General features: G+C 60.0%; 24 protein-coding genes. 9 read left to right on the top strand and 15 right to left on the bottom strand.

Annotation, left to right across the window (positions count from 1 at the left end):
- The first annotated feature begins 9 nt into the window (after positions 1-9).
- Together AC3WP4_RS07590 and AC3WP4_RS07585 are read left to right on the top strand one after the other, a co-directional pair.
- On the top strand, positions 10-351 hold the full coding sequence (locus tag AC3WP4_RS07590) for a hypothetical protein (protein ID WP_102614529.1): 342 nt from the start codon (positions 10-12) through the stop codon (positions 349-351).
- A gap of 235 nt (positions 352-586) precedes the next feature.
- Entirely contained in the window at positions 587-982 is a 396-nt protein-coding gene (locus AC3WP4_RS07585) for a DUF6124 family protein (RefSeq protein WP_102614528.1), read from the top strand.
- Between the two features lie 90 nt (positions 983-1072).
- On the opposite strand, the gene AC3WP4_RS07580 is transcribed toward AC3WP4_RS07585, so the two are convergent.
- From AC3WP4_RS07580 to AC3WP4_RS07570, 3 genes are all read right to left on the bottom strand, one after another.
- Complete coding sequence (locus AC3WP4_RS07580; protein ID WP_003213368.1) at positions 1073-1348, bottom strand: HU family DNA-binding protein; 276 nt, start codon at positions 1346-1348, stop codon at positions 1073-1075.
- Between the two features lie 192 nt (positions 1349-1540).
- Complete coding sequence (locus AC3WP4_RS07575) at positions 1541-2689, bottom strand: NAD(P)/FAD-dependent oxidoreductase (protein ID WP_074872074.1); 1149 nt, start codon at positions 2687-2689, stop codon at positions 1541-1543.
- Positions 2690-2709: 20 nt separating this feature from the next.
- Positions 2710-2877 (bottom strand): rubredoxin, encoded by a 168-nt coding sequence (locus AC3WP4_RS07570; protein ID WP_074872076.1) that lies wholly within the window; start codon positions 2875-2877, stop codon positions 2710-2712.
- 200 nt (positions 2878-3077) lie between these two features.
- Between AC3WP4_RS07570 and AC3WP4_RS07565 the strand changes: the two genes are divergently transcribed.
- Together AC3WP4_RS07565 and ubiA are read left to right on the top strand one after the other, a co-directional pair.
- Entirely contained in the window at positions 3078-3641 is a 564-nt protein-coding gene (locus tag AC3WP4_RS07565) for a chorismate--pyruvate lyase family protein (RefSeq protein ID WP_102614527.1), read from the top strand.
- Positions 3641-4531 carry a 4-hydroxybenzoate octaprenyltransferase gene (ubiA, locus tag AC3WP4_RS07560; protein ID WP_102614526.1) on the top strand — a complete coding sequence of 297 codons (891 nt, stop codon included), beginning with the start codon at positions 3641-3643 and terminating at the stop codon, positions 4529-4531. Before AC3WP4_RS07565 ends, ubiA begins: the two co-directional genes overlap by 1 nt.
- A 150-nt stretch (positions 4532-4681) precedes the next feature.
- On the opposite strand, the gene AC3WP4_RS07555 is transcribed toward ubiA, so the two are convergent.
- Entirely contained in the window at positions 4682-5068 is a 387-nt protein-coding gene (locus tag AC3WP4_RS07555) for a COG4315 family predicted lipoprotein (RefSeq protein WP_074872081.1), read from the bottom strand.
- A 152-nt stretch (positions 5069-5220) separates the two neighbouring features.
- On the opposite strand from AC3WP4_RS07555, the gene phoB reads away from it, so the two are divergent.
- From phoB to AC3WP4_RS07540, 3 genes are all read left to right on the top strand, one after another.
- A complete protein-coding gene (gene phoB, locus AC3WP4_RS07550; RefSeq protein WP_046045002.1) occupies positions 5221-5910 on the top strand; it encodes a phosphate regulon transcriptional regulator PhoB in 690 nt (229 codons plus the stop codon).
- A gap of 81 nt (positions 5911-5991) precedes the next feature.
- A complete protein-coding gene (gene phoR / locus AC3WP4_RS07545) occupies positions 5992-7278 on the top strand; it encodes a phosphate regulon sensor histidine kinase PhoR (RefSeq protein WP_219732363.1) in 1287 nt (428 codons plus the stop codon).
- Positions 7279-7401: 123 nt separating this feature from the next.
- Positions 7402-8742: a hemolysin family protein gene (locus tag AC3WP4_RS07540; protein ID WP_074872085.1), complete on the top strand. Its 1341-nt coding sequence runs from the start codon at positions 7402-7404 to the stop codon at positions 8740-8742.
- 29 nt (positions 8743-8771) lie between these two features.
- Here the strand turns inward: AC3WP4_RS07540 and AC3WP4_RS07535 are convergent, their stop codons facing one another.
- The 8 genes from AC3WP4_RS07535 to AC3WP4_RS07500 all read right to left on the bottom strand — a co-directional run bounded on the left by AC3WP4_RS07535 (position 8772) and on the right by AC3WP4_RS07500 (position 19587).
- Positions 8772-9668, bottom strand: coding sequence for a peptidoglycan DD-metalloendopeptidase family protein (locus AC3WP4_RS07535; RefSeq protein WP_074872086.1), 897 nt, complete (start codon positions 9666-9668; stop codon positions 8772-8774).
- A gap of 200 nt (positions 9669-9868) precedes the next feature.
- On the bottom strand, positions 9869-10819 hold the full coding sequence (locus AC3WP4_RS07530) for a response regulator (RefSeq protein WP_102614525.1): 951 nt from the start codon (positions 10817-10819) through the stop codon (positions 9869-9871).
- Positions 10820-10986: 167 nt separating this feature from the next.
- A complete protein-coding gene (gene phoU, locus AC3WP4_RS07525) occupies positions 10987-11748 on the bottom strand; it encodes a phosphate signaling complex protein PhoU (protein WP_008150055.1) in 762 nt (253 codons plus the stop codon).
- Between the two features lie 71 nt (positions 11749-11819).
- Positions 11820-12653: a phosphate ABC transporter ATP-binding protein PstB gene (gene pstB / locus AC3WP4_RS07520; RefSeq protein WP_007896484.1), complete on the bottom strand. Its 834-nt coding sequence runs from the start codon at positions 12651-12653 to the stop codon at positions 11820-11822.
- Between the two features lie 204 nt (positions 12654-12857).
- Positions 12858-14528: a phosphate ABC transporter permease PstA gene (gene pstA / locus AC3WP4_RS07515; protein WP_102614524.1), complete on the bottom strand. Its 1671-nt coding sequence runs from the start codon at positions 14526-14528 to the stop codon at positions 12858-12860.
- A gap of 15 nt (positions 14529-14543) precedes the next feature.
- Positions 14544-16826 (bottom strand): ABC transporter permease subunit, encoded by a 2283-nt coding sequence (locus AC3WP4_RS07510; protein ID WP_102614523.1) that lies wholly within the window; start codon positions 16824-16826, stop codon positions 14544-14546.
- A gap of 230 nt (positions 16827-17056) precedes the next feature.
- Positions 17057-18055, bottom strand: coding sequence for a phosphate ABC transporter substrate-binding protein PstS (locus AC3WP4_RS07505; protein ID WP_074872095.1), 999 nt, complete (start codon positions 18053-18055; stop codon positions 17057-17059).
- 233 nt (positions 18056-18288) lie between these two features.
- Complete coding sequence (locus tag AC3WP4_RS07500) at positions 18289-19587, bottom strand: MFS transporter (protein WP_076029248.1); 1299 nt, start codon at positions 19585-19587, stop codon at positions 18289-18291.
- Between the two features lie 362 nt (positions 19588-19949).
- Between AC3WP4_RS07500 and AC3WP4_RS07495 the strand changes: the two genes are divergently transcribed.
- On the top strand, positions 19950-20354 hold the full coding sequence (locus AC3WP4_RS07495) for an acyl-CoA thioesterase (protein WP_003177184.1): 405 nt from the start codon (positions 19950-19952) through the stop codon (positions 20352-20354).
- A 57-nt stretch (positions 20355-20411) separates the two neighbouring features.
- The gene (locus tag AC3WP4_RS07490) at positions 20412-21311 is read left to right on the top strand and encodes a D-hexose-6-phosphate mutarotase (protein WP_102614522.1); all 900 of its coding nucleotides are present in this window, start codon (positions 20412-20414) and stop codon (positions 21309-21311) included.
- Between the two features lie 125 nt (positions 21312-21436).
- Here AC3WP4_RS07490 and AC3WP4_RS07485 read toward each other — a convergent pair whose 3' ends face one another.
- The 3 genes from AC3WP4_RS07485 to AC3WP4_RS07475 form a co-directional block, all read right to left on the bottom strand.
- Entirely contained in the window at positions 21437-21973 is a 537-nt protein-coding gene (locus tag AC3WP4_RS07485; protein ID WP_102614574.1) for a DUF3299 domain-containing protein, read from the bottom strand.
- A gap of 89 nt (positions 21974-22062) precedes the next feature.
- On the bottom strand, positions 22063-22308 hold the full coding sequence (locus tag AC3WP4_RS07480; protein ID WP_074872101.1) for a GlsB/YeaQ/YmgE family stress response membrane protein: 246 nt from the start codon (positions 22306-22308) through the stop codon (positions 22063-22065).
- 109 nt (positions 22309-22417) lie between these two features.
- Positions 22418-23500: a 5-(carboxyamino)imidazole ribonucleotide synthase gene (locus AC3WP4_RS07475; RefSeq protein ID WP_074872103.1), complete on the bottom strand. Its 1083-nt coding sequence runs from the start codon at positions 23498-23500 to the stop codon at positions 22418-22420.
- Positions 23501-23508: the final 8 nt, after the last annotated feature.

Here is a 23508-nt window from a genome sequence, read left to right as displayed (position 1 = left end):
TTCATCTCTGTGTCCAACAAAAATGGGCACCTGATCCAGGCGGTGTGCCCATTTTTCCAGCTCGCACTCATCATGTTCCCTCGCCATCCGATCAGTCGAATCCATCGCCTCTACGAAGACGAAGGCTACGAACCCCTGGCCCGCGTCGACGGCACCGGCCCGCTGAAAAAAATCCGCTACTACCACAACTTCCAAGCCAATGGGGCAAGATTAACTTGGAGCAGGGTGCAGTCCTCCATAGCGACGTTTAAAACGTTTAAAGGTTACTTCCTGCAAGCTACAACACCTTGCGCCGTTGCCTACGCCTACGCCAGAATCCGCCGGCTTGTGCGCCTTGGGGGCGGTCGGTAACTTGGTTCCTGTCACTGCCCATCAGTGATCGGGTTTAGTCGCTCGCTGGTAATTGAAGATGCACAAGCTTCTGTCAGACAGGTATTTCCTACCTGCATTTGATGGTGGCTGTGCGTAGGGCACCTTCGGGTGCGCCGGCTTCTTCAATTCCCCGGTCCGACTAACCTGCGTACAGCTGCCACCCCTTCGTTTAGTCGGCGAAGTGTTGTCAGCATCACTCAAGGAATTGAAGATCATGTTCAAGGTTACTCCCAACCCACCCGACAACGATCCGGTCTCTCCCTACGAAAGCCCCGATTCAAACAAACTCAACGAAGCCGCCGAGCGCGCCCTCGACCATCACTTCCCGCCAGCCGACCCCAAACCACCCAAACGCAACGGCCAGCTCTTCAGCGTCAGTCCGGGCATCAACCCTGAAACCCTTCTCGCCAATGCCTCGGAAGATTTGCTGTCCATCAGCGCCATCGCCGCCAACCTCGCCGACGATGTGGACGGCTCACGCCGCTCCGTAGCCCTGGCGCTCAGTCGCATGGCCGATGGGGTGCATTTGTTGGTGGAGCGAATGCTGGATCATCTGGATGAACCCGAGATAGCAGCGATTTTCGCCAAGCAACAAAGCCGCGCCATCTAATCCGCCACCCATAAAAAAATGGGCACCCAACCTGGTTGGCGTGCCCATTTTTTATTCCCGCTCACCCGCTACGCGGGAAGTCGGTGCGTGTTACGGATTAACGCTGTCTTTCAACGACTTGCCTGGCTTGAACGCAACAGTGTTGCTGGCCTTGATTTTGACGGGCTCACCGGTTTGCGGGTTTTTGCCGGTGCGGGCACCGCGATGGCGTTGCAGGAAGGTGCCGAAGCCCACCAGCGTGACGCTGTCCTTGCGGTGCAGAGCGCCGGTGATTTCTTCGAGAACGGCGTTGAGAACGCGGTTGGCCTGCTCTTTGGTGAGGTCTGCTTTTTCAGCAATTGCAGCGGCGAGTTCTGGTTTACGCATTAGTGAAGCCCCTTTGACGGTTTTTTGTTGTTATGTCCGTGCTGTTCTCGTTGGAACAGCGCCCAAAGCGCCGCAGGTGCTCTACTCTGCGGCAGACGGGAGTGAGGATGGCACGCAGTGAAGAGCCGCGCCAGTCTCGGCGCGACCTTTGTAAGGGCAAAAGAGGGGTGATTCCGACAGAACGACCGGTATTTACGCCAGCAGTGCCGGAAGCTCTTTGTTCAGGGCCAGTTTTTCCATCACCGCCGCGCCTGTCAGGGCATAACCCAGCAGTTTGCCGCTGGCATCGCGGCACAAGACCTTGATGTCCGCGCCCTGCCCTTCGACTGTCCAGACGCCCTCTAAACCCCGTGGTGGCGGTGAAACCACCAATGGGCAGACCGGCGTTTTGACGGTGATGGGCATCGGTCCATAGCTCACCGCCGTCGGGTTTCCGGCGAGGGTCTGGGCCAGCGCTCTCGCACAGCTCATGAGGGGCATGACGTACAACAGATTCAGCCCATCGACCTCGGCGCAGTCGCCCAAGGCATAGATATTGGCGTGAGAGGTTTTCAGCTGGCGATCGACCACCACACCGCGATTGACCTGCACACCGGCCGCAGCCGCCAGATCGATGCGCGGGCGCAGGCCAATGGCCGACACCACCACATCGCAAGGGATCACCTGGCCATCGGACAGATGTGCTTCCAGTCCATCTTCAACACGCTGCAAACGATTGAGCACCGGCCCGAGGTGGAAACGTGCGCCCAGACTTTCCAGCCCGGCCTGGACCGCAGCGGCCGCTGCCGGGTGCAACAAAGTCGGCATGACCTGCTCGCACGGTGCAACCAGTTGCACCTCGTAGCCGCCAAGGATCAGGTCGTTGGCGAATTCGCAGCCGATCAGGCCAGCACCGAGCAGCAACACCCGACGTTTGCCGGCCGCCGCGGCACGAAAGCGTGCGTAGTCTTCCAGGTCGTTGATCGGGAAGACTGCGTCCGCCGCGTCGCCTTCGATCGGCACCCGCACGGTTTCTGCGCCCCAGGCGAGGATCAGGTCACGGTAAAACACCGCTTCCTCCCCGATCCACAGACGCTTGTGGCCAGGATCGATGCCGCTGATGCGCGTGTGCGTGCGCACTTCGGCCTTCAACTGCTCCGCCATGGCACCGGGTTCGGCCATGCTCAGCCCGTCAGCGTCTTTGTTTTTGCCGAAACCGGTGGAGAGCATCGGCTTGGAGTAGGAGCGTCCGTCATCGGCCGTAATCAGCAGCAGCGGGGTTTCGCCATCGAGTTTGCGAAACTCCCGGGCCAGGTTGTAGCCAGCCAGCCCGGTGCCGACGATCACGACAGGTGCGTTCATTCCTTGCTCCTCTAAAAGTCTTAGTTGATTTCGATCATTTCGAAATCCATCTTGCCTACGCCGCAGTCCGGGCATAGCCAGTCTTCCGGCACGTCCTGCCATTGGGTGCCCGGCGCAATGCCGTCATCCGGCCAGCCGTCGGCTTCGTTGTAAATCAGGCCGCAGACCACACATTGCCACTTTTTCATTCACGTACATCCTCAGGATTCAGGCTTTTGCCGGCGCGAACGGTCGATGGTTGGAGCGCTGCCGTCCGGCTCAGGGCGTTTTGTACTGATCGGGCCCGGCAGATGCAAGCCTGTTCGACGCAATGGCCGGCCGGATCAATCAAAATCGCAGGCTGACATGGTAAGCTCGCCGCCTCATTTGCTGCCAATAATGACTCACTGTGCCGCACTCAAAATCCCCCGCCGTGACCCCGCTTTGGCTCCCTCGAAGCCAACTGACGCCCCTCCCCGACACGTCTACCCTCGACTGGTTGTTCGACGAAGGCTCTTTGACCCGACGGCTGATCCGTCTGTCGAATGACGGCTTCAGCGTCACGCCACTCTTCGAAGGCTGGCAACCGCTGCGCGGCGACGAATGCGCCGCGCTGGACCTGGCCGAAGGCAGCGAAGGCTGGGTGCGCGAGGTGTATCTGCGCGGCCACGGCGAAGCCTGGGTGTTTGCCCGCAGCGTGGCGGCGCGCAGTGCCTTGCAGGGCGACGGCCTGCACATGGACGAGTTGGGCAGCCGCTCCCTGGGCGAATTGCTGTTTTGCGATCAGGCATTTCAACGCCGCGCCATTGAGGTTTGTCACTATCCTCAGGAATGGCTGCCGATGGAGTCCCGGGCACCTGAACTGTGGGGCCGCCGTTCGCGTTTCGACCGCGGCGCCTTGAGCGTGCTGGTGGCCGAAATCTTCTTGCCGACCTTGTGGAACGCCACCCGCGCCCATCCGGAGAATTGCTGATGTACCAAAGCCTGCTCAAGTCCCTGAATCGCTTGAATCCACGGGCCTGGGATTTCATTCAGCTGACCCGCATGGACAAACCGATCGGCATTTACCTGCTGCTGTGGCCGACGCTGTGGGCGCTGTGGATTGCTGGTAAAGGTTCGCCGTCGCTGGCCAATATCGTGATTTTCGTCCTGGGCGTGGTGCTGACCCGCGCTGGCGGCTGCGTGATCAATGATTGGGCAGACCGCAAGGTCGATGGCTACGTGAAACGCACTGAACAGCGGCCCTTGGTGAGCGGCAAAATCAGTTCCAAAGAAGCGCTGGTGTTCTTCGCGCTGCTGATGGGCGTGAGTTTCCTGCTGGTGTTGTGCACCAATGCGGCAACGGTCTGGCTGTCGTTCGGCGGTTTGGCACTGGCCCTCACTTACCCGTTCATGAAGCGCTACACCTATTACCCGCAAGTGGTGCTGGGCGCCGCGTTTTCCTGGGGTATGCCGATGGCATTCACCGCCGAAACCGGTGAACTGCCGGCGGCGGCGTGGTTGCTGTGGATCGCCAACCTGCTGTGGACAGTGGGCTACGACACTTATTACGCGATGACTGACCGTGACGACGACTTGAAGATCGGCGTGAAATCCACGGCAATTCTGTTTGGCGAAGCGGATCGAGTGATCATCCTGATTCTGCAGGGGCTGGCGCTGGGTTGCCTGCTGCTGGCCGGGGCGAAATTCGAGCTCGGTGGCTGGTTCCACTTGGGATTGCTGGCGGCGGCGGGCTGTTTTGCGTGGGAGTTCTGGTACACCCGTGGCAAGGACCGGATGCGTTGCTTCAAGGCGTTTCTGCACAACCATTGGGCGGGGTTGGCGATTTTTGTCGGGATCGTACTGGATTACGCGCTGCGATGATGGACACGCTTTTATGTAGCAGCTGGCGCAGCCTGCGTCCGGCTGCGCAGCAGTCGTAAATCCTGAGTACGCGGTTCATCTGATACACCGCGTGAGCAGACTTTACGACTGCTACGCAGCCGAACGCAGGCTTCGCCAGCTGCTACAGGTTTACATCTTCGGCCCTTGGAGGACGTGCCACTTGTCCATTTTCTTGTCGCCTGTCATGTCTCCAGGCTTCTTGTCCTGAACGAAGTAGTACAGCGGCTTGCCGTCGAACGCCCACTGCTTCGTGCCATCGTCACGCTCAATAATGGTCCACTTGCCGTCGCCCTTGTCGGCGTCGGTGGCTTTGAGCGGTGGCCAGTTTTCTGCGCACTTGCCGGTGCACGCCGACTTGCCGCCAGTGTCGTTGTCGAAGGTGTACAACGTCATGCCCTTGTGGTCGACCAACATGCCGTCTTTAACCATGCCCGGGTCTGCGGCGAAGGCCATTGTCGGCATCATTAGCGCAGCAGTGACCAGCAACGCCTTCCAGGATTGAGCGATGTGCTTCATGGAAACCTTCCTTTTGTGGTTGTCAGGATTCGGACTTAGAGCTTAGTTCAGGATCATGACAATCGCCGGACGACTAAAATACTGTCACACGACTGCAATAATTCCGTTATCTAATGCGGCGCAAGACAGTTAAATGACAAGAGGATTAAGGCATGGTTGGCAGGAGCATTCTGATCGTCGACGACGAAGCGCCCATTCGCGAAATGATCGCCGTTGCGTTGGAAATGGCCGGCTATGACTGCATGGAGGCTGAGAACTCGCAGCAGGCCCACGCCATCATTGTCGACCGCAAGCCGGACCTGATCCTGCTCGACTGGATGCTGCCCGGCACGTCCGGCATCGAGTTGGCCCGACGCCTCAAGCGCGATGAGCTGACCGGGGACATCCCGATCATCATGCTCACCGCCAAGGGCGAAGAGGACAACAAGATCCAGGGCCTGGAAGTCGGCGCCGATGACTACATCACCAAGCCTTTTTCCCCACGTGAGCTGGTTGCGCGCCTGAAGGCCGTGCTGCGCCGTGCCGGACCAACCGATGGCGAGACGCCGATCGAAGTCGGCGGCCTGCTGCTGGACCCGATCAGCCACCGCGTGACCATCGACGGCAAACCTGCCGAGATGGGCCCGACCGAATACCGCTTGCTGCAATTCTTCATGACCCACCAGGAACGTGCCTACACCCGTGGCCAGTTGCTGGACCAGGTCTGGGGTGGCAACGTTTATGTCGAAGAGCGCACCGTCGACGTGCACATCCGCCGCCTGCGCAAAGCCCTGGGTGATGCTTACGAAAATCTGGTACAAACCGTGCGCGGCACCGGTTACCGGTTCTCCACCAAGGCCTGATCCGGATCTATCCCGCTCGACAAGCTGACAAGGACGCGCGTTCAAGTGAACCAAAACTGGCATGGCACCCTGATCCGCCACATGCTTTTGCTGGTGACCGGTTGCCTGGTGATCGGCCTGATTACCGGCTATTACGGCTGGAGCCTCGCCGCGGGCCTGGGTCTTTACCTGGCCTGGACCCTCAAGCAACTGCTGCGTCTGCACGAATGGCTGCGCCTGCACAAACCCGATGAAGCACCGCCCGATGGCTATGGCCTGTGGGGCGAAGTATTCGACAGCATCTATCACCTGCAACGCCGCGATCAGCGTGTGCGCGGGCGCCTGCAAGCGGTGATCGATCGGGTCCAGGAATCCACTGCCGCGCTGAAAGACGCGGTGATCATGCTCGACAGCGACGGCAACCTGGAATGGTGGAACCGCGCCGCCGAAACCCTGCTCGGCCTCAAGACCCCGCAAGACAGCGGCCAACCGGTAACCAACCTCGTGCGTCATCCGCGCTTCAAGGAATACTTCGAGCAGGACAGCTACGCCGAGCCGCTGGAAATCCCTTCACCGATCAATGATCGCCTGCGCATTCAGCTGTACATCACCCGCTACGGCAACAACGAACACTTGATGCTGGTGCGCGACGTGACGCGCATCCATCAACTGGAACAGATGCGCAAAGACTTCATCGCCAACGTCTCCCATGAACTGCGCACGCCGTTGACGGTGATCTGCGGTTATCTGGAAACCCTGCTCGACAACGTCGAGGACGTAAACCCGCGCTGGTCCCGTGCCCTGCAACAAATGCAGCAGCAAGGCGGGCGCATGCAGACGTTGCTCAACGACTTGCTGCTATTGGCCAAACTGGAAGCCACCGATTACCCCTCGGACAACCAGCCGGTGGCCATCGACGGCTTGCTGCAATCGATCAAGAGCGACGCTCAGCAACTGTCCGCCCAGCGCAATCAGAAGATCACCCTGGAAGCCGACCCGACGATTCTGCTCAAGGGCAGCGAAGCCGAGTTGCGCAGCGCGTTTTCCAATCTGGTGTTCAACGCGGTGAAATACACCCCGGCCGAAGGCAATATCCGCATTCGCTGGTGGGGCGATGAGCAAGGCGCACACTTGAGCGTGCAGGACTCGGGCATCGGCATCGACAGCAAACACCTGCCGCGTCTGACCGAACGCTTCTACCGCGTCGATTCCAGCCGCAACTCCAACACTGGCGGTACGGGACTCGGGCTGGCGATCGTCAAACACGTGCTGCTGCGCCACCGCGCGCGGATGGAAATCAGCAGTGTACCGGGCCACGGCAGCACGTTTACCTGCCATTTTGCGCCGGCCCAGGTCACCAAATCCCGGGTCATCAGCGCGACCGACTGATACCGGCCGGCACGCGCCACTAGTCAATCACTTGGTCAGCCGCTACATTGGCTGACTTGTGCCTGCCCTTCAGGCGCTCTTTTTTCTTTCCTTTCGAATACACGGAACCCGCAAAACTCCATCATGGACCCTTCCCCTGGCTTGACCCTTGCGACACTCTTCGCCGATTTCGGCATGATTCTTTTTGCTCTGATCCTGGTTTTGCTCAACGGTTTTTTCGTTGCCGCCGAATTCGCCATGGTCAAATTGCGCTCGACCCGGGTCGAAGCCATCGCTGAAAAAAACGGCTGGCGCGGACACATCCTGCGCACCGTTCACAGTCAGCTCGATGCTTACCTGTCGGCCTGCCAACTGGGTATCACCCTCGCCTCCCTCGGCCTCGGCTGGGTCGGTGAGCCGGCGTTCGCGCACATCCTCGAACCGATCCTTGAAGCCGTCGGTGTGCAGTCGCCCGAAGTGATCAAAGGCGTATCGTTCTTCGCCGCGTTCTTCGTCATCTCGTACCTGCACATCGTGGTCGGTGAGCTGGCCCCAAAATCCTGGGCCATCCGCAAACCCGAGCTGCTGTCGCTGTGGACCGCCGTGCCGCTGTACCTGTTCTATTGGGCGATGTACCCAGCCATTTACCTGCTCAACGCCAGCGCCAACACGATCCTGCGGATCGCCGGCCAAGGCGAACCCGGCCCTCATCACGAGCACCATTACAGCCGTGAAGAACTGAAACTGATCCTGCACTCCAGCCGCGGCCAGGACCCGAGCGACCAAGGCATGCGCGTTTTGGCCTCGGCGGTGGAAATGGGCGAGCTGGAAGTGGTCGACTGGGCCAATTCCCGGGAAGACCTGGTGACGCTGGAGTTCAACGCGCCGCTGAAGGAAATCCTGGCGATGTTCCGTCGCCACAAGTTCAGCCGTTATCCGGTGTACGACAGCGATCGCCAGGAGTTCGTCGGCCTGCTGCACATCAAGGATCTGCTGCTGGAACTGGCGGCCCTGGACCACATCCCCGAGTCGTTCAACCTCGCCGAACTGACCCGGCCGCTGGAGCGGGTTTCGCGCCATATGCCGCTGTCGCAGTTGCTGGAACAGTTCCGCAAAGGCGGCTCGCACTTCGCCCTGGTCGAAGAAGCCGATGGCAACATCATCGGCTACCTGACCATGGAAGACGTGCTGGAAGTGCTGGTCGGCGACATTCAGGACGAACACCGCAAGGCTGAGCGCGGGATCCTCGCGTACCAGCCGGGCAAGCTGCTGGTGCGTGGCGACACGCCGCTGTTCAAGGTCGAGCGCCTGTTAGGCATCGATCTGGACCACATCGAAGCCGAAACCCTCGCCGGGCTGGTCTACGAAACCCTGAAACGGGTGCCGGAAGAGGAAGAAGTGCTGGAAGTCGAAGGCTTGCGGATCATCATCAAGAAGATGAAAGGGCCGAAGATCATTCTGGCCAAGGTGTTGATGCTCGATTGAGTGCCCGGCCACAGGAAGCTCTGTGGCCTCTACTGCTTGCCCAACGCAAAGTTGGGCAATGCGCCGACCGGTTGATTGAACTGGTACGGAATCGACACCAGCCCCAACCCGGTATTGCGCTGCACCACGAAATGCAGGTGCGGCCCGCTGCTGTTGCCGGTATTGCCCGACAGGGCCAGCGGACTCCCCACTGACACCCGTTGCCCCTCGCGAACGCTCACCGAGCCTTGTTTGAGGTGCAGGTACACGCCCATCGTCCCGTCGTTGTGCAGCACCCGCACGAAATTACCTGACGGATCGGTGCCGCGCCCGGTCTGGGCATTCTCGGTTTTCACCACCACACCGCCACGCGCCGCGACGATCGGCGTGCCTACGGGCATGGCGATGTCCATGGCGTAGCGGTTCTTGGGACCGAAGTGGCTGTATTGACCGTTGGCGCCCTGACTCAACCGAAACGGTCCACCGCGCCAGGGCAACGGGTATCGATAGGCCATGGCGGCCCCTGAGGGGTCGCCCAGGGAGTATTCGAATTTCGGGGTGTACGCGAGCGGCTTACCGGACTTCGTGGCCGTGAGCAGCGCCAGACGAAGACTGCTGCGTGCCGGCATCACCCGGCGAATCGGTCGGCTGGGCGCACCGCTGACGTTCTTCAGGCCGGCGAAGCTCAACTCGATTTCTACTGGCGCATACAGATCGTTGCGCACATAAACGCTTTCCACGCCCTTCTTCTTGGTGATGACGACGTACACCTGGCGCTCCAGGTTCTCGACCATGCGATCACGAAAAACGAACACCTTGGAGCCCGTCGTGGGGCGGTCGCTGTAGGAGACCACGCCATTGGCGTCGGTGGACTTGTAGATCGTCATGGCCATCGCCGAGAGGGAGGCCATGAAAAGACCGCAAAAAAACAGCAGGCGCGCGAGCATGGGCAAGATTCTGTCGAGTAAGTCCTGGGTAGGAGCCTAGCAGCTGCAATGGACCCGGGTAGTCGGCAGATGTTTCAAATGATCGTTCCCACGCTCTGCGTGGGAATGCAGCCAGTGACGCTCCGCGTCACAGCCGCAGGGACGCAGAGCGTCCCGAGAGGCATTCCCACGCAGAGCGTGGGAACGATCAACGGTAGGGATTACGCGCCCGGTACGAAATGCTTCTGCGCCGTGCCACGTGCGATCAAACGGGAGATGTAGTCGAGCTTCTGCGCGTCCTGGTCGACGAAACGGAAGGTCAGTTGCAGCCAGTCGCTGTCGGGTTTCGGCTCGTGGGCGACGATGGCGTGCAGGTAGCCGTTCAGACGAGCGGTTTCGGCGTTATCGCCCTGCTCCAGGTCGAGTACGGCGCTGTCGAGCACTTGCGGCAGGGTGTCGGTGCGTTTCACCACCAGCAATGCTTCCTTGAGACTCAAGGCCTTGATCACGCATTGCTGAATGCCGTTCGGCAAGCGCAGCTGGCCCTGGCCACGACCGCCCGTCGGCGCTGCGGAGGACGCTGGCGGCTTGATCGGCGGGCTGTTGAGCAGACCGCGAGACGGCGCAGCCGCCGGGGCTGGCGCGGCAGCAGCAGGTTTGGCGAACGGGTTGACCGGCGCCGCGGCGGGTGCGACCACGGCAGCCTTGCCACCGGTCAATGCGCTCAGGGAATCGTTGCCGAACGCCGAGTTCATTTTGGTCGGCGCACTGTTCATCAAGGTGTCGAGCTTGCCGACCTTGTTCAGGGCCTGCTTGACCTTGGTCAGCAGTTGCTCGTTGGTGAACGGCTTGCTGACGTAGCCAGAAACCCCGGCCTGGATTGCCTGGACGACGTTCTCTTTATCGCCCCGGCTGGTCACCATCACGAACGGCATGGTCTTGAGGTTGTCCTGCTCGCGGCACCAGGTCAGCAGCTCCAGGCCGGACATTTCCGGCATTTCCCAGTCGCACAGGACCAGGTCGAACGCTTCCCGTGCCAGCAAGGCCTGAGCCTTTTTGCCGTTGACCGCGTCTTCGATCCGGATCCCCGGGAAGTAGTTGCGCAAGCACTTCTTCACCAGGTCACGAATGAACGACGCGTCGTCCACAACCAACACACTGACCTTACTCATCCATCACCCCTTTAAAAAATCCCGGCAAGCATAGCGCTTTGCTGATGGCACATTGCCAAAAACCTTCAGTCACGCCGGGACTTTTCGTTCGCGGGTGCTGCTTTCGAATTCATCGACCACAAACAAAAACGCCCGGCCAAAAGGCCGGGCGCTTTTCTCAGGCAATCTTACTTATCGTCAGCTTTGCCCGGAACATTAGCGGTTTCGCCACTTGTGCCTTCAACTTCTTCTTTCATGCGCTTGAGGCCCAGGTGCCGCACGTCTGTGCCGCGCACCAGGTAAATCACCAGTTCCGAAATATTGCGCGCGTGGTCGCCGATCCGCTCCAGCGAACGCAGCACCCAAATGATGCTCAAGACCCGCGAGATAGAGCGCGGGTCTTCCATCATGTAGGTGGCAAGTTCACGCAGCGCGGTCTTGTATTCGCGGTCGATGATCTTGTCGTATTGGGCCACCGACAACGCCAGGTCGGCGTCGAAGCGGGCAAAGGCGTCCAGTGCATCGCGAACCATGTTGCGGACCTGGTCGCCGATGTGGCGAACTTCGACGTAACCCCGTGGGGCTTCGCCTTCTTCGCACAACTGGATGGCGCGACGGGCGATCTTGGTCGCTTCGTCACCGATGCGCTCCAGGTCGATCACCGACTTGGAGATGCTGATGATCAAACGCAAGTCCGACGCCGCCGGCTGACGACGGGCCAGAATACGCAGGCATTCTTCGTCGATGTTGCGTTCCATCTGGTTGATCTGGTCGTCGATCTCGCGAACCTGCTGGGCCAGGCCGGAGTCGGCCTCAATCAGCGCGGTCACCGCGTCGTTGACCTGCTTTTCCACCAGCCCGCCCATGGCCAGGAGGTGGCTGCGCACTTCCTCGAGCTCAGCGTTGAACTGCGCGGAGATGTGATGGGTAAGGCCTTCTTTACTAATCATGTTGGCGTCCTTGGAGCGTCCGGTAAGGTGCGGTGGACCGCAGCGTCAGTTCAGTGAGCAACAACAGCTTCCTAGCCGTAGCGACCCGTGATGTAGTCTTCGGTCTGCTTCTTCGCCGGATTGGTGAACAGGGTGTCGGTGTCGCCGAATTCCACCAGTTTGCCCATGTACATGAACGCCGTGTAATCGGAAACCCGCGCGGCCTGTTGCATGTTGTGGGTCACGATGACGATGGTGAACTTCGATTTCAGTTCGTAGATCAGCTCTTCGACTTTCAGCGTGGAGATCGGGTCGAGTGCCGAGCACGGTTCGTCGAGCAGTAGTACTTCCGGCTCCACGGCGATGGTGCGGGCAATCACCAGACGTTGTTGCTGACCACCGGACAGGCCAAGTGCGGACTCGTGCAGACGGTCTTTGACTTCGTCCCACAGCGCCGCGCCTTTCAACGCCCACTCGACGGCTTCGTCGAGGATGCGCTTCTTGTTGATGCCCTGGATGCGCAGGCCGTAGACCACGTTCTCGTAGATGGTTTTCGGGAACGGGTTGGGCTTCTGGAACACCATGCCAACGCGACGACGCAGCTCGGCCACGTCTTCGCCCTTGCGGTAGATGTTGTTGCCGTACAGGTTGATCGCACCTTCGACACGGCAGCCATCTACCAGGTCGTTCATGCGGTTGAAGGTGCGCAGCAGCGTGGACTTGCCGCAGCCGGACGGGCCGATGAAGGCGGTCACGCGCTGTTTCGGGATGTTCATGCTGACGTCGAACAGCGCTTGTTTGTCGCCGTAGAACAGGCTCAGGCCCGGCACTTCAATGGCGACGGTTTCCTGCTCGAGGCTCAGGCTCTGTTTGTCGCGGCCCAGGGCCGACATGTTGATGCCGTGGGTATGTGCTTCGTGCTGCATGGGAGGCTCCCTGTGCTAACAAATTCGGTTCGTTGAACCGCTGGCTTTGTTCAGGCCGGCGGCTTACTCAAAATCTCTGTCTGACGCCGATCCCTGTGGGAACTGGCTTGCCTGCGATGCAGACGACACGGTCTATCAGTAGCACCGCAGTGATGCCATCGCAGGCAAGCCAGCTCCCACAAGGGACAGCGGCGACCAATTAACTTAGCTATCCAGCGCTTTGTATTTTTCGCGCAGGTGGTTGCGGATGTAGACGGCCGACAGGTTGAGCGTGGCGATCACCAGCACCAGCAGCAGCGCCGTGGCGTACACCAGCGGCCGTGCGGCCTCGACGTTCGGGCTCTGGAAGCCGACGTCATAGATGTGGAAGCCCAAGTGCATGATCTTCTGGTCCAGGTGCAAGTACGGGTAGTTGCCATCCACCGGCAGCGACGGCGCCAGTTTCACCACACCCACCAGCATCAGCGGCGCCACTTCACCGGCGGCGCGAGCCACGGCGAGGATCATGCCGGTCATCATCGCCGGGCTGGCCATCGGCAGTACGATCTTCCACAAGGTTTCAGCCTTGGTTGCGCCGAGGGCCAACGAGCCTTCGCGCACGGTGCGGGGAATCCGCGCCAGGCCTTCTTCCGTGGCCACGATCACCACCGGTACCGCCAGCAGCGCCAGGGTCAGGGACGCCCAGAGCAGACCCGGCGTACCAAAGGTCGGCGCCGGCAGCGCTTCCGGGAAGAACAACCGGTCGACCGAACCACCCAGCACATAGACGAAGAAGCCCAGACCGAACACGCCGTAAACGATGGCCGGAACGCCCGCCAGGTTGTTCACGGCGATGCGGATCAAGCGAGTCATGGTGTTCTGTTTGGCATATTCACGCAGGTAAACCGCGGCCAGGACGCCAAACGGGGTCACGATCATCGCCATGATCAATGTCATCATCACGGTGCCGAAAATCGCCGGGAAGATCCCGCCTTCAGTGTTCGCTTCACGCGGGTCGTCGCTCAAGAACTCCCAGACCTTGCTGATATAGAAGCCGATCTTGGTGAAGGTGTTCATGGCGTTCGGCTGATAGGCGTGAACCACTTTGCCGATACCGATTTCGATCTCTTTGCCGTTCGCGTCGCGGGCCGTCAGGCTGTCGCGGTTGAACTGGGCGTGCAGGTCGTTCAGGCGGGCTTCGATGTCCTGATAACGTGCGTTCAGTTCGGCACGCTCGGACTCCATGTCCGCTTGCGCGGCAGCGTCCATCGTCCCGGCCAGTTCCAGTTTGCGACCGTGCAGACGGACGCGCTCGAGGCCGGCGTTGATCGCGCCAATGTCGGATTTTTCCAGGCTCTTGAGCTGTGCGGCAAGCTGGTTGACGCGCGCGACACGGGCCTGCAATTCAGGCCATGCCGCTTCGCCTTCAGCGATGACCTTGCCGTCCTGTTTGACGTTGACCAGGTAGCCGTAGAAGTTGCCCCACTCGCGACGCTCGATGGCCATCAACTCGGGTGGCGTCTTCTGATTGGTCAGCCACTCGCCGACGATCCAGGTGAAGTCGTTGCCGTTCAGGTCACGGTTGCCGACCTTGATCAGCTCGCGGGTCATGAACTCCGGGCCCTGATCGGGCACCGGCAGGCCAGCGCTTTTAAGGCGCTCGCGCGGCACTTGTTCTTTCTGCACCACTTCGCCGATGACGAGGTGATTGGCCTGGCCCGGCACGTCGTAACTGGCGTGCACCAGGTCCGCCGGCCAGAAATGGCCCAGGCCGCGCACGGCAATCACTGCCAGCAAGCCAATGGTCATGATGACCGCGATGGACACCGCGCCACCGCTGATCCAGACGCCAGGGGCGCCGCTCTTGAACCATCCTTTCAGGGAGTTCTGTTTCACAGACTTCTACCTTTCTTAAAGCGACGAGTATTTCTTGCGCAGACGCTGACGAATCAGTTCCGCGAGGGTGTTCATGACGAAGGTGAACAACAGCAGCACCAGCGCCGAGAGGAAAAGCACGCGGTAGTGGCTGCCGCCGACTTCCGATTCGGGCATTTCCACCGCAACGTTGGCGGCCAGGGTGCGCAGGCCTTCGAACAGGTTCATTTCCATGACCGGGGTGTTGCCGGTGGCCATCAGCACGATCATGGTTTCACCGACCGCACGGCCCATGCCGATCATCAGCGCCGAGAAGATGCCCGGGCTGGCGGTGAGGATCACCACGCGCGTCATGGTCTGCCACGGCGTGGCGCCGAGGGCCAGGGAACCGAGGGTCAAACCGCGAGGCACGCTGAACACCGCGTCTTCGGCGATGGAGTAGATGTTTGGAATGACCGCAAAACCCATGGCCAGGCCGACCACCAGAGCGTTGCGCTGGTCGTAGGTGATGCCCAGGTCGTGGGAGATCCACATGCGCATGTCGCCGCCGAAGAACCAGGTTTCCATGTACGGGCTCATGTACAGCGAGAGCCAGCCCACGAACAGGATCACCGGGATCAAGATCGCGCTTTCCCAACCGTCCGGCACCCGCAGGCGCAGCGATTCAGGCAGGCGACTGAAGGTGAAACCGGCGACCAGGATGCCGATCGGCATCAACAACAGCAGGCTGAAGATGCCCGGCAAATGTCCTTCCACATACGGTGCGAGGAACAGACCGGCGAAGAAGCCGAGGATCACCGTCGGCATCGCTTCCATCAGCTCGATCACCGGTTTGACCTTGCGGCGCATGCCCGGGGCCATGAAGTACGCGGTGTAGATCGCCGCGGCGACGGCCAGTGGAGCGGCCAGCAGCATGGCGTAGAACGCAGCTTTCAAGGTGCCGAACGTCAGCGGAGACAGGCTCAGCTTGGGTTCGAAGTCAGTGTTGGCGGCGGTCGATTGCCAGACGTATTTAGGCTCGTCGTAGTTCTCGTACCAGACCTTGCTCCACAACGCGCTCCAGGAAACCTCCGGGTGCGGGTTGTCGAGCAGCAGCGGTTGAATCTTGCCGCCCGCTTCCACGATCACCCGGTTGGCCCGTGGCGACAGACCGAAAATGCCTTGGCCTTCGACGACTTGGTCCACCAGCAAGGTGCGGTGCGCGGTGCTGTGGAACACGCCGAGCTTGCCGGAAGCATCCAGGGCGATGAAGCCTTTGCGACGTTCTTCGGCCGAGATTTCAACGATTGGCGTGGTGCCCATCTGGAACGTTCGAATTTGCTTCAGACGCAGTTCGCCATCCGGGTCGCGCGCCATGAACCACTGGGCCAGGCCGCCGGAGGAGTCGCCGATGATCAAGGAAATGCCGCCCACCAACTGAGTGGCGGCGGTGATTTGGGCTTCACCGTTTTCCAGCAGTTTGTAGCGACCGTTGAGGCTCTTGTCGCGCAGGCTGAACACGTCGGCCTGGGCACGACCGTTAATCACGTACAGCCACTGCTGACGCGGGTCGACGAAGATGTTCTTCACCGGCTCGGTCATTTGCGGCAGATCGATGCGCTTCTGCTCGTTGGTGATTTCGCCGGTCATCATGTTTTCTTCGCTGGTCAGCGACAAAACATTGAGCTGAGAACCGGTGGAGCCGACCAGCATCAGCGTCGAATCGCTCGCGTTGAGGCTGACGTGCTCAAGGGCTCCGCCCGCCTCGTTCAGCACGATGGGTGTTTCGCCGTACGGGTATTCGATGGCCGGCGAGATGGTTTTCTTGCCGTCCGGGTAGCTGACTTTATAAGTGTGACGGAACACCAGCGCCTGGCCGTTGGACAAGCCCACCGCCACCAAGGGATGGCCCGGTTGGTCTTCGCCGATGGAGGTCACGGTGGTGCCGGCCGGAATCAACAGATCGACACGCTTGAGTTCAGCGCCACTGTCGATATCGAAGAACAACGCCTGGCCCTTGTCGGAAACCCGCATGGCGACCTGGTTCTGTTCTTCCAGGGAGATCATCAACGGCTTGCCGGCGTCTTGCATCCAGGCGGGCGTGATGGCGTCCTTGGAGGTCAGGTCGGCACCCTGGAACAGCGGTGCGACAACGTAAGCGAGGAAGAAAAAGATCAGCGTGATCGCGCCGAGAACGGCGAGGCCGCCCACGAGGACGTACCAGCGGGTCAGGCGATCTTTGAGCGCACGAATACGGCGCTTGCGTTGCAGCTCAGGCGTATTGAAGTCAATTCGCTTGGGGGGATTTGTAGTCATGGTGGAGTTGGCCAGATCATTCATTCGCACACCCTAGCGATCCTGTATGACAGAAAGATGACAATGCAGTGACGCAACAAATCCGCCGCCAGCGGGAACTGGCAGTGGACCGGAAATTTGGGGGTTGTAGGAGCTGTCGAGGGAACCGAGGCTGCGATCTTTTGATCTTGCAGCTAGAGACCAGATCAAAAGATCGCAGCCTCGGTTCCCTCGACAGCTCCTACAGAGTCCGGGGTTACCCCGGACTCAAGGTTTTACTTTTTTGCTACGTTGTTACCTTCTTGCAAACCCAGGTCAGCCAGTGCTTTTGCAGCAACCTTGGCTGGCAGCGGGATGTAGCCGTCTTTCACAACCACTTCCTGACCCTGTTTGGACAGAATCAGCTTCACGAACTCGGCTTCCAGCGGGGCCAGAGGCTTGTTCGGGGCTTTGTTGACGTAAACGTAGAGGAAACGCGACAGCGGGTACTTGCCGTTCAGGGCGTTTTCTTCGGTGTCTTCAACGAACTCGGTGCTGCCTTTCTTGGCCAGAGCTACAGTCTTCACGCTGGCGGTCTTGTAACCGATGCCCGAGTAACCCACGCCATTCAGCGAGGAGCTGATCGACTGCACGACCGAAGCCGAGCCTGGTTGTTCGTTGACGTTAGGCTTGTAGTCGCCTTTGCACAGGGCTTCTTCCTTGAAGTAGCCATAAGTGCCGGATACCGAGTTACGACCAAACAGTTGAACCGGCTTGTTGGCCAGGTCGCCGGTCACACCCAGGTCGCCCCAGGTTTTCACGTCGGCTTTGGCGCCGCACAGACGCGTCGAGGAGAAGATCGCGTCGACCTGTTCCATGGTCATGTGCTGGATCGGGTTGTCTTTGTGAACGAAGACCGCCAGGGCATCCACGGCAACCGGGATTGCGGTTGGCTTGTAGCCATACTTGGTTTCGAAGGCTTGCAGCTCGTTGTCCTTCATCTTGCGGCTCATCGGGCCCAGGTTAGCGGTGCCTTCAGTCAACGCAGGTGGCGCGGTAGAAGAACCGGCAGCCTGAATCTGGATATTTACGTTCGGGTATTCTTTTTTGTAGTTCTCAGCCCACAGGGTCATGAGGTTGGCCAGGGTATCGGAGCCGACGCTGGACAGGTTGCCCGACACACCAGTGGTCTTGGTGTAGCTCGGGATAGCAGGGTCAACAGCGGCAACCGCGTTGGCAGTCGCAACGCCAGCAGCGACAAAAGTCATTGCCGCCATCAAACGCTTCAGTTTCATGCCTTACTCCTAGCAGATAGGTGTGTTAAGTCGGGGCCAAGTATCAGCAGGCCGTGTGAACACTCTATGGCTGAAATATGACAATTAGATGAAAGGCCAGCATGTAGCGACAGATCGTTCCCATGCTCTGCGTGGGAATGCCGCCATGGACGCTCTGCGTCCGCTGTGAGAGGTGACGCGGAGCGTCACGGGATGCATTCCCACGCGGAGCATGGGAACGATCGGTTACGTGTTCAGCGACCTTTCTTCCAGAGATACGCGCCCACCAGAACCCCGACACCGCAGATGATCGCTACGTAATAGGCAGGCCCCATCGGGCTTTCCTTGAGCAGCAAGGTGACAACCATCGGGGTCAGGCCGCCGAAGATGGCGTAGGCCAGGTTGTAGGAGAACGACAGCCCGCTGAAACGCACCACCGCCGGAAAGGCTTTGACCATCACATACGGCACCGCACCGATGGTGCCGACCAGCAAGCCGGTCAAGGCGTACATCGGGAACAGCCAGTCCGGGTGGTTGAACAGGCTGTGGTAGAAGGTCCACGAACTGATCAGCAACGCAGCACTGCCGAACACGAAGACACGACCCGCGCCGAAGCGGTCCGCCAGTACACCGGAGGCGACACAGCCCAGGCTCAGAAATACGATCGCCAGGCTGTTGGCCTGTAACGCGGTGGTTGGCGAGAAGTGGTAGACGGTCTGCAGCACGGTCGGGGTCATCAGGATGACCACGATGATGCCGGCGGACAGCAGCCAGGTCAGCAGCATGGAAATCAGGATCGCCCCGCGATGGTCGCGCAACACGGCGCGCAGCGGCACTTCTTCTGCCAGGGCCTTGCGCAGTTGCAGCTCGGCGAATACCGGCGTCTCGTGCAGCCAGCGACGCAGGTAAACCGAAAACAGGCCGAATACGCCACCCAGCAGAAACGGAATCCGCCAAGCGTAATCCGAGACTTCGACCGGGGTGTAAATGCTGTTGATCGCGGTGGCGACCAGCGAGCCCAGCAGGATACCGGCCGTCAGGCCGCAGGTCAGGGTGCCGCAGGCGTAGCCGATGTGCCGCTGCGGCACGTGTTCGGAAACGAATACCCACGCGCCCGGCACTTCACCGCCAATCGCAGCGCCCTGGATTACCCGCATCAGCAGCAACAGGATCGGCGCCCACATGCCGATCTGCGCGTAAGTCGGCAGCAGACCCATGATCAGGGTCGGCACCGCCATCATGAAAATGCTCAGGGTGAACATCTTCTTGCGTCCCAGCAGGTCGCCGAAGTGCGCCATGACGATGCCGCCCAGCGGCCGCGCCAGGTAGCCGGCGGCAAAGATCCCGAAGGTCTGCATCAAGCGCAGCCACTCGGGCATGTCGGCCGGGAAGAACAGCTTGCCGACCACCGTGGCGAAGAACACGAAGATGATGAAGTCGTAAAACTCCAGCGCACCGCCCAGGGCAGACAGTGACAACGTCTTGTAATCGCTGCGGGTCAGCGGACGTGCGGATTGAGTGGGCTGCGCGATGCTCGAGGGCGCTGTGGTCATGGCAAGGCTTCTCTTATAGTCGGATCTGCAACCCCAACAACGCTGGCTGAGGCTTGGGCAGGTCCGGCACGATAGCAAATTGTTCGAAAAAGCACATAGAGGTGCGTATTTGACGGTCGAAATGAGAACCGGACGGTCGTCTCGGAGTCTACCGATCGATATACTCGCAATCTTGCGACAGCTTGCAAGGGTTGCTGTGCGAAGACGCTGCTGGCTCTACCAGTCGATTTCGCAGAGTTTCCCTTTAGGCGCCTTACGAAAAACGTGACGAACGTAGTATGTTCGGGGCTGAATCGTTTTTCCTTGAGACGGCTATTCACCTGAAGTACTTATGAGAGTCACGGGTCAGAGGCACCCCCGGCATGATAGAGCTCGAACAAGAAGATCCAATCCCGCAAGGCGACCTGGCCCTGCAAATTACCGCGCTTCCCCGCGAAACCAACGGCTTCGGCGATATTTTCGGCGGTTGGCTGGTGTCGCAGATGGATTTGGCCGGCACCGCAATGGCCAGCAAAGTCGCCGGTGGCCGCGTGGCTACGGTTGCGATCGACCGCATGGCGTTTCTGGTTCCGGTAGCGGTGGGCGCTCAGCTTTCCTTTTATACCCAGGCGTTGGAAATCGGCCGCAGCTCGATTCAGATGATGGTCGAGGTCTGGAGTGACGATCCGCTGTCCAGCGAATGGCGTAAGGTGACTGAAGCCGTGTTTGTATTCGTCGCGATCGACGGCAGCGGTCGCACCCGTTCGGTTCCGCCAAGAGCTCGTTAAACACTGCGGCCTTTCTGCGGTCCATTGCAGTCATTGTTCCTGATCGAGAGTTGCCCCATGAGCACGCCCAACGTTGAAGCCGTGAAACTGGATGAACTGAACTGCTGGCGCATCCGCCACGGTCAGGCCGAATTGCTGGTTGCCCAGCAGGGCGCACACATCCTCAGTTATCAAGTGGCCGGGGAACCGCCGTTGATCTGGCTCAACGACGAGGCCGTGTTCAAGACTGGCAAGAGCATCCGCGCCGGGGTTCCGGTGTGCTGGCCATGGTTCGGCAATCTGCCGCGCAACCCGCAGAGCGTTCAGGCCATGCGCGTCGGCAATGAAGCGCCAACCGCTCACGGCTTTGTCCGGACAATGGACTGGGAACTGGGCGGCATCGAAACCGAAGGCGAAAGCCTGAAGGTGGAATTCCTTCTGCCCTACCCCGAAGACGGCTTCCCGGGCTGGCCGCATCAGGTGGATTTAAAGCTGAGCATCCGTTTGGACGAGCAACTGCATATCAGCCTGACCAGCCATAACCAGGGTGCTGACAGCGTCACCATCAGCCAGGCGCTGCACAACTATTTCGCGGTCAGCGATGTACGCGAAGTACATGTCGAAGGGCTGGATGGCTTGAGTTACATCGAAACCCTGGACGACTGGAAAACCGTCACCCAGACCGGCGATCTGCGTTTTGTCGGCGAGACCGACCGTATCTATCTCAATACCCCGGCGAAGCTGAGCATTGTCGATCCGGCCTGGGAACGGCGCATCGAACTGACCAGCAGCGGTTCACGCTCGGCGGTGATCTGGAATCCGTGGATTGAACGCGCCGCAGCGTTCAGTGACATGGCCGACGATGGCTGGCAGCGCATGCTGTGCATTGAAACGGCGAACGTGATGGATGATGTGGTGACGCTGGCGCCGGGTGCGAGTCATACCCTGGGTGTCAGCATCGGCAGCAAACCTCTCTAAGCAACACCGCAATACGAAATGTGGGAGCCAGCCTGCTGGCGATGGCGTCATGTCAGTCAAATTGAAAGTATCTGACGGACCGCTATCGCCAGCAGGCTGGCTCCCACAGTTATTTTGGTTGGCTGCTAGAGATCTGATTCCTGCACCACCCGCACTTTCGCCGCATCCAGCGCATACGCTGCGTCAGCCAGGTCGTTGTTGACCTGCTCGATCTTCAGCGTGCCGGTCACCCACAGCGGTGTGTAGATGTCGTTCAGCTTCAAACCTTTGGGATAACGCACCAGCACCAATTGATTAGGTGGCGGTGGCGGCACGTGGATGCAGGCGCCCGGATACGGCACGAGGAAGAACAGCGTGCTGCGGCCCTGGGCGTCGGACTCCAGCGACACCGGATAACCGCCGATGCGGATGTGCTTGTCGTTCATCGACGCCACGGTTTTGCTCGAATACATCACCGCCGGCAAGCCCTTGCTCTGCTTCATGCCACCCTTTTCGGTAAAGGTGCCATTGGCTTCGGGGGAGTTGTGGTCGATTTCAGGCATGGCCTCGAGGGCTTTCTGGTCCGACTTGGGCATCAGGTCGAGCCAGTCGGTTTCCGGCAGTTCGCCGGCATGGGCGAGGCCCGAGCCCAGTAAAAGGAAAGTCAGCAGAAGACGGCGCATGAAGGTGCTCGGCAAAGGAGAGGACAGTGCAACGCCGAGCATTCTAGCCCGCTCTGCCTGCAGCGCAGAGGGGGCTTTGTCGCTTTGAATCAGTTCTTTTTGATCAAACCGTAGATCACCAGCAACACCACCGCGCCAACCAGCGCACCGATGAAGCCTGCACCTTCGCCCGCATGATAGATGCCCAGAGCCTGGCCGCCATAAGTGGCCGCCAGCGAACCGCCAATACCGAGCAGGATGGTCATGATCCAGCCCATTTTGTCATCGCCCGGCTTCAGGAACCGCGCCAGCAGGCCGACGATCAAGCCGATAAAGATGGTTCCGATAATTCCCATGGCATTTCCCTCTGATTAAGTGCTACGTCCAAGCCTAGACAGACTTTGGCATCCTGCCATGAGAGAACGGCGGCCCCTGAATGGTTCCACCGCTGCCACATGAAACTGTTTACTCGGCGATAAGGGCTTCGACCTTGAGGATCTGCGCGGCCAGTGTTTCGCGGTCTGCACAACGCAGGTTGGCGTGGCCGACCTTGCGACCGACCTTGAACGCCTTGCCGTAGTGATGCAGATGGCAATCGGCGATGGCCAGGACTTTCTCGGTCTCCGGCACTTTGCCGATGAAGTTGAGCATCGCGCTCTCGCCGACCTTGGCCGTCGAACCCAGCGGCAGACCGGCAACGGCCCGCAGGTGGTTTTCGAACTGGCTGCACTCGGCGCCTTCCGTGGTCCAGTGACCCGAGTTGTGCACACGCGGGGCGATCTCGTTGGCCTTGAGGCCACCGTCGACTTCAAAGAACTCGAACGCCATCACGCCAACGTAATTCAGCTGCTTGAGCACACGGCTGGAATAGTCTTCCGCCAAGGCTTGCAGCGGGTGGTCGGTGCTGGCCACGGACAACTTGAGGATGCCGCTGTCGTGGGTGTTGTGAACCAGCGGATAGAACCTGGTTTCGCCATCGCGGGCACGCACGGCAATCAGCGAGACTTCGCCGGTAAACGGCACGAAGCCTTCCAGCAGGCAAGCCACGCTGCCCAGTTCGGCGAACGTACCGGCCACATCTTCAGGCTTGCGCAGGACTTTCTGGCCCTTGCCGTCGTAACCCAGGGTGCGGGTTTTCAGCACGGCCGGCAGACCGATGGAAGCTACGGCAGCGTCCAGGTCGGCTTGCGATTGAATGTCGGCGAACGCCGGGGTGGGAATCCCCAGGTCCTTGAACATGCTCTTCTCGAACCAGCGATCACGAGCGATGCGCAGGGCTTCGGCGCTCGGATACACCGGGACGAATTGCGAGAGGAACGCGACGGTTTCAGCCGGGACGCTTTCGAACTCGAAGGTCACCAGATCGACTTCATCGGCCAGCTGACGCAGGTGATCCTGATCGCCGTAATCGGCCCGCAGGTGTTCGCCCAACGCGGCTGCACAAGCATCCGGCGCGGGGTCCAGGAAAGCGAAGTTCATGCCCAGCGGAGTACCCGCCAGCGCCAACATGCGACCCAACTGGCCGCCACCGATTACACCGATCTTCATCGTCAACA

Source organism: Pseudomonas sp. FW305-20 (assembly GCF_058788075.1).
The sequence above is the reverse complement of the archived record's forward strand: the minus strand, read 5'-3'. Positions and strand labels throughout refer to the sequence as shown.

What these genes read in the sequence shown, in the direction of transcription:
- AC3WP4_RS07495 (WP_003177184.1), top strand. Translation starts at nt 19,950, where the DNA reads ATGATAGAGCTCGAACAAGAAGATCCAATCCCGCAAGGCGACCTGGCC.
- AC3WP4_RS07580 (WP_003213368.1), bottom strand. Translation starts at nt 1,348, where the DNA reads ATGCGTAAACCAGAACTCGCCGCTGCAATTGCTGAAAAAGCAGACCTC.
- phoR (WP_219732363.1), top strand. Translation starts at nt 5,992, where the DNA reads ATGCTTTTGCTGGTGACCGGTTGCCTGGTGATCGGCCTGATTACCGGC.
- AC3WP4_RS07535 (WP_074872086.1), bottom strand. Translation starts at nt 9,668, where the DNA reads ATGCTCGCGCGCCTGCTGTTTTTTTGCGGTCTTTTCATGGCCTCCCTC.
- phoB (WP_046045002.1), top strand. Translation starts at nt 5,221, where the DNA reads ATGGTTGGCAGGAGCATTCTGATCGTCGACGACGAAGCGCCCATTCGC.
- AC3WP4_RS07475 (WP_074872103.1), bottom strand. Translation starts at nt 23,500, where the DNA reads ATGAAGATCGGTGTAATCGGTGGCGGCCAGTTGGGTCGCATGTTGGCG.
- AC3WP4_RS07530 (WP_102614525.1), bottom strand. Translation starts at nt 10,819, where the DNA reads ATGAGTAAGGTCAGTGTGTTGGTTGTGGACGACGCGTCGTTCATTCGT.
- AC3WP4_RS07505 (WP_074872095.1), bottom strand. Translation starts at nt 18,055, where the DNA reads ATGAAACTGAAGCGTTTGATGGCGGCAATGACTTTTGTCGCTGCTGGC.
- AC3WP4_RS07570 (WP_074872076.1), bottom strand. Translation starts at nt 2,877, where the DNA reads ATGAAAAAGTGGCAATGTGTGGTCTGCGGCCTGATTTACAACGAAGCC.
- ubiA (WP_102614526.1), top strand. Translation starts at nt 3,641, where the DNA reads ATGTACCAAAGCCTGCTCAAGTCCCTGAATCGCTTGAATCCACGGGCC.
- AC3WP4_RS07585 (WP_102614528.1), top strand. Translation starts at nt 587, where the DNA reads ATGTTCAAGGTTACTCCCAACCCACCCGACAACGATCCGGTCTCTCCC.
- AC3WP4_RS07510 (WP_102614523.1), bottom strand. Translation starts at nt 16,826, where the DNA reads ATGAATGATCTGGCCAACTCCACCATGACTACAAATCCCCCCAAGCGA.
- AC3WP4_RS07540 (WP_074872085.1), top strand. Translation starts at nt 7,402, where the DNA reads ATGGACCCTTCCCCTGGCTTGACCCTTGCGACACTCTTCGCCGATTTC.
- AC3WP4_RS07500 (WP_076029248.1), bottom strand. Translation starts at nt 19,587, where the DNA reads ATGACCACAGCGCCCTCGAGCATCGCGCAGCCCACTCAATCCGCACGT.
- AC3WP4_RS07490 (WP_102614522.1), top strand. Translation starts at nt 20,412, where the DNA reads ATGAGCACGCCCAACGTTGAAGCCGTGAAACTGGATGAACTGAACTGC.
- AC3WP4_RS07575 (WP_074872074.1), bottom strand. Translation starts at nt 2,689, where the DNA reads ATGAACGCACCTGTCGTGATCGTCGGCACCGGGCTGGCTGGCTACAAC.
- phoU (WP_008150055.1), bottom strand. Translation starts at nt 11,748, where the DNA reads ATGATTAGTAAAGAAGGCCTTACCCATCACATCTCCGCGCAGTTCAAC.
- AC3WP4_RS07485 (WP_102614574.1), bottom strand. Translation starts at nt 21,973, where the DNA reads ATGCGCCGTCTTCTGCTGACTTTCCTTTTACTGGGCTCGGGCCTCGCC.
- AC3WP4_RS07480 (WP_074872101.1), bottom strand. Translation starts at nt 22,308, where the DNA reads ATGGGAATTATCGGAACCATCTTTATCGGCTTGATCGTCGGCCTGCTG.
- pstB (WP_007896484.1), bottom strand. Translation starts at nt 12,653, where the DNA reads ATGCAGCACGAAGCACATACCCACGGCATCAACATGTCGGCCCTGGGC.
- AC3WP4_RS07555 (WP_074872081.1), bottom strand. Translation starts at nt 5,068, where the DNA reads ATGAAGCACATCGCTCAATCCTGGAAGGCGTTGCTGGTCACTGCTGCG.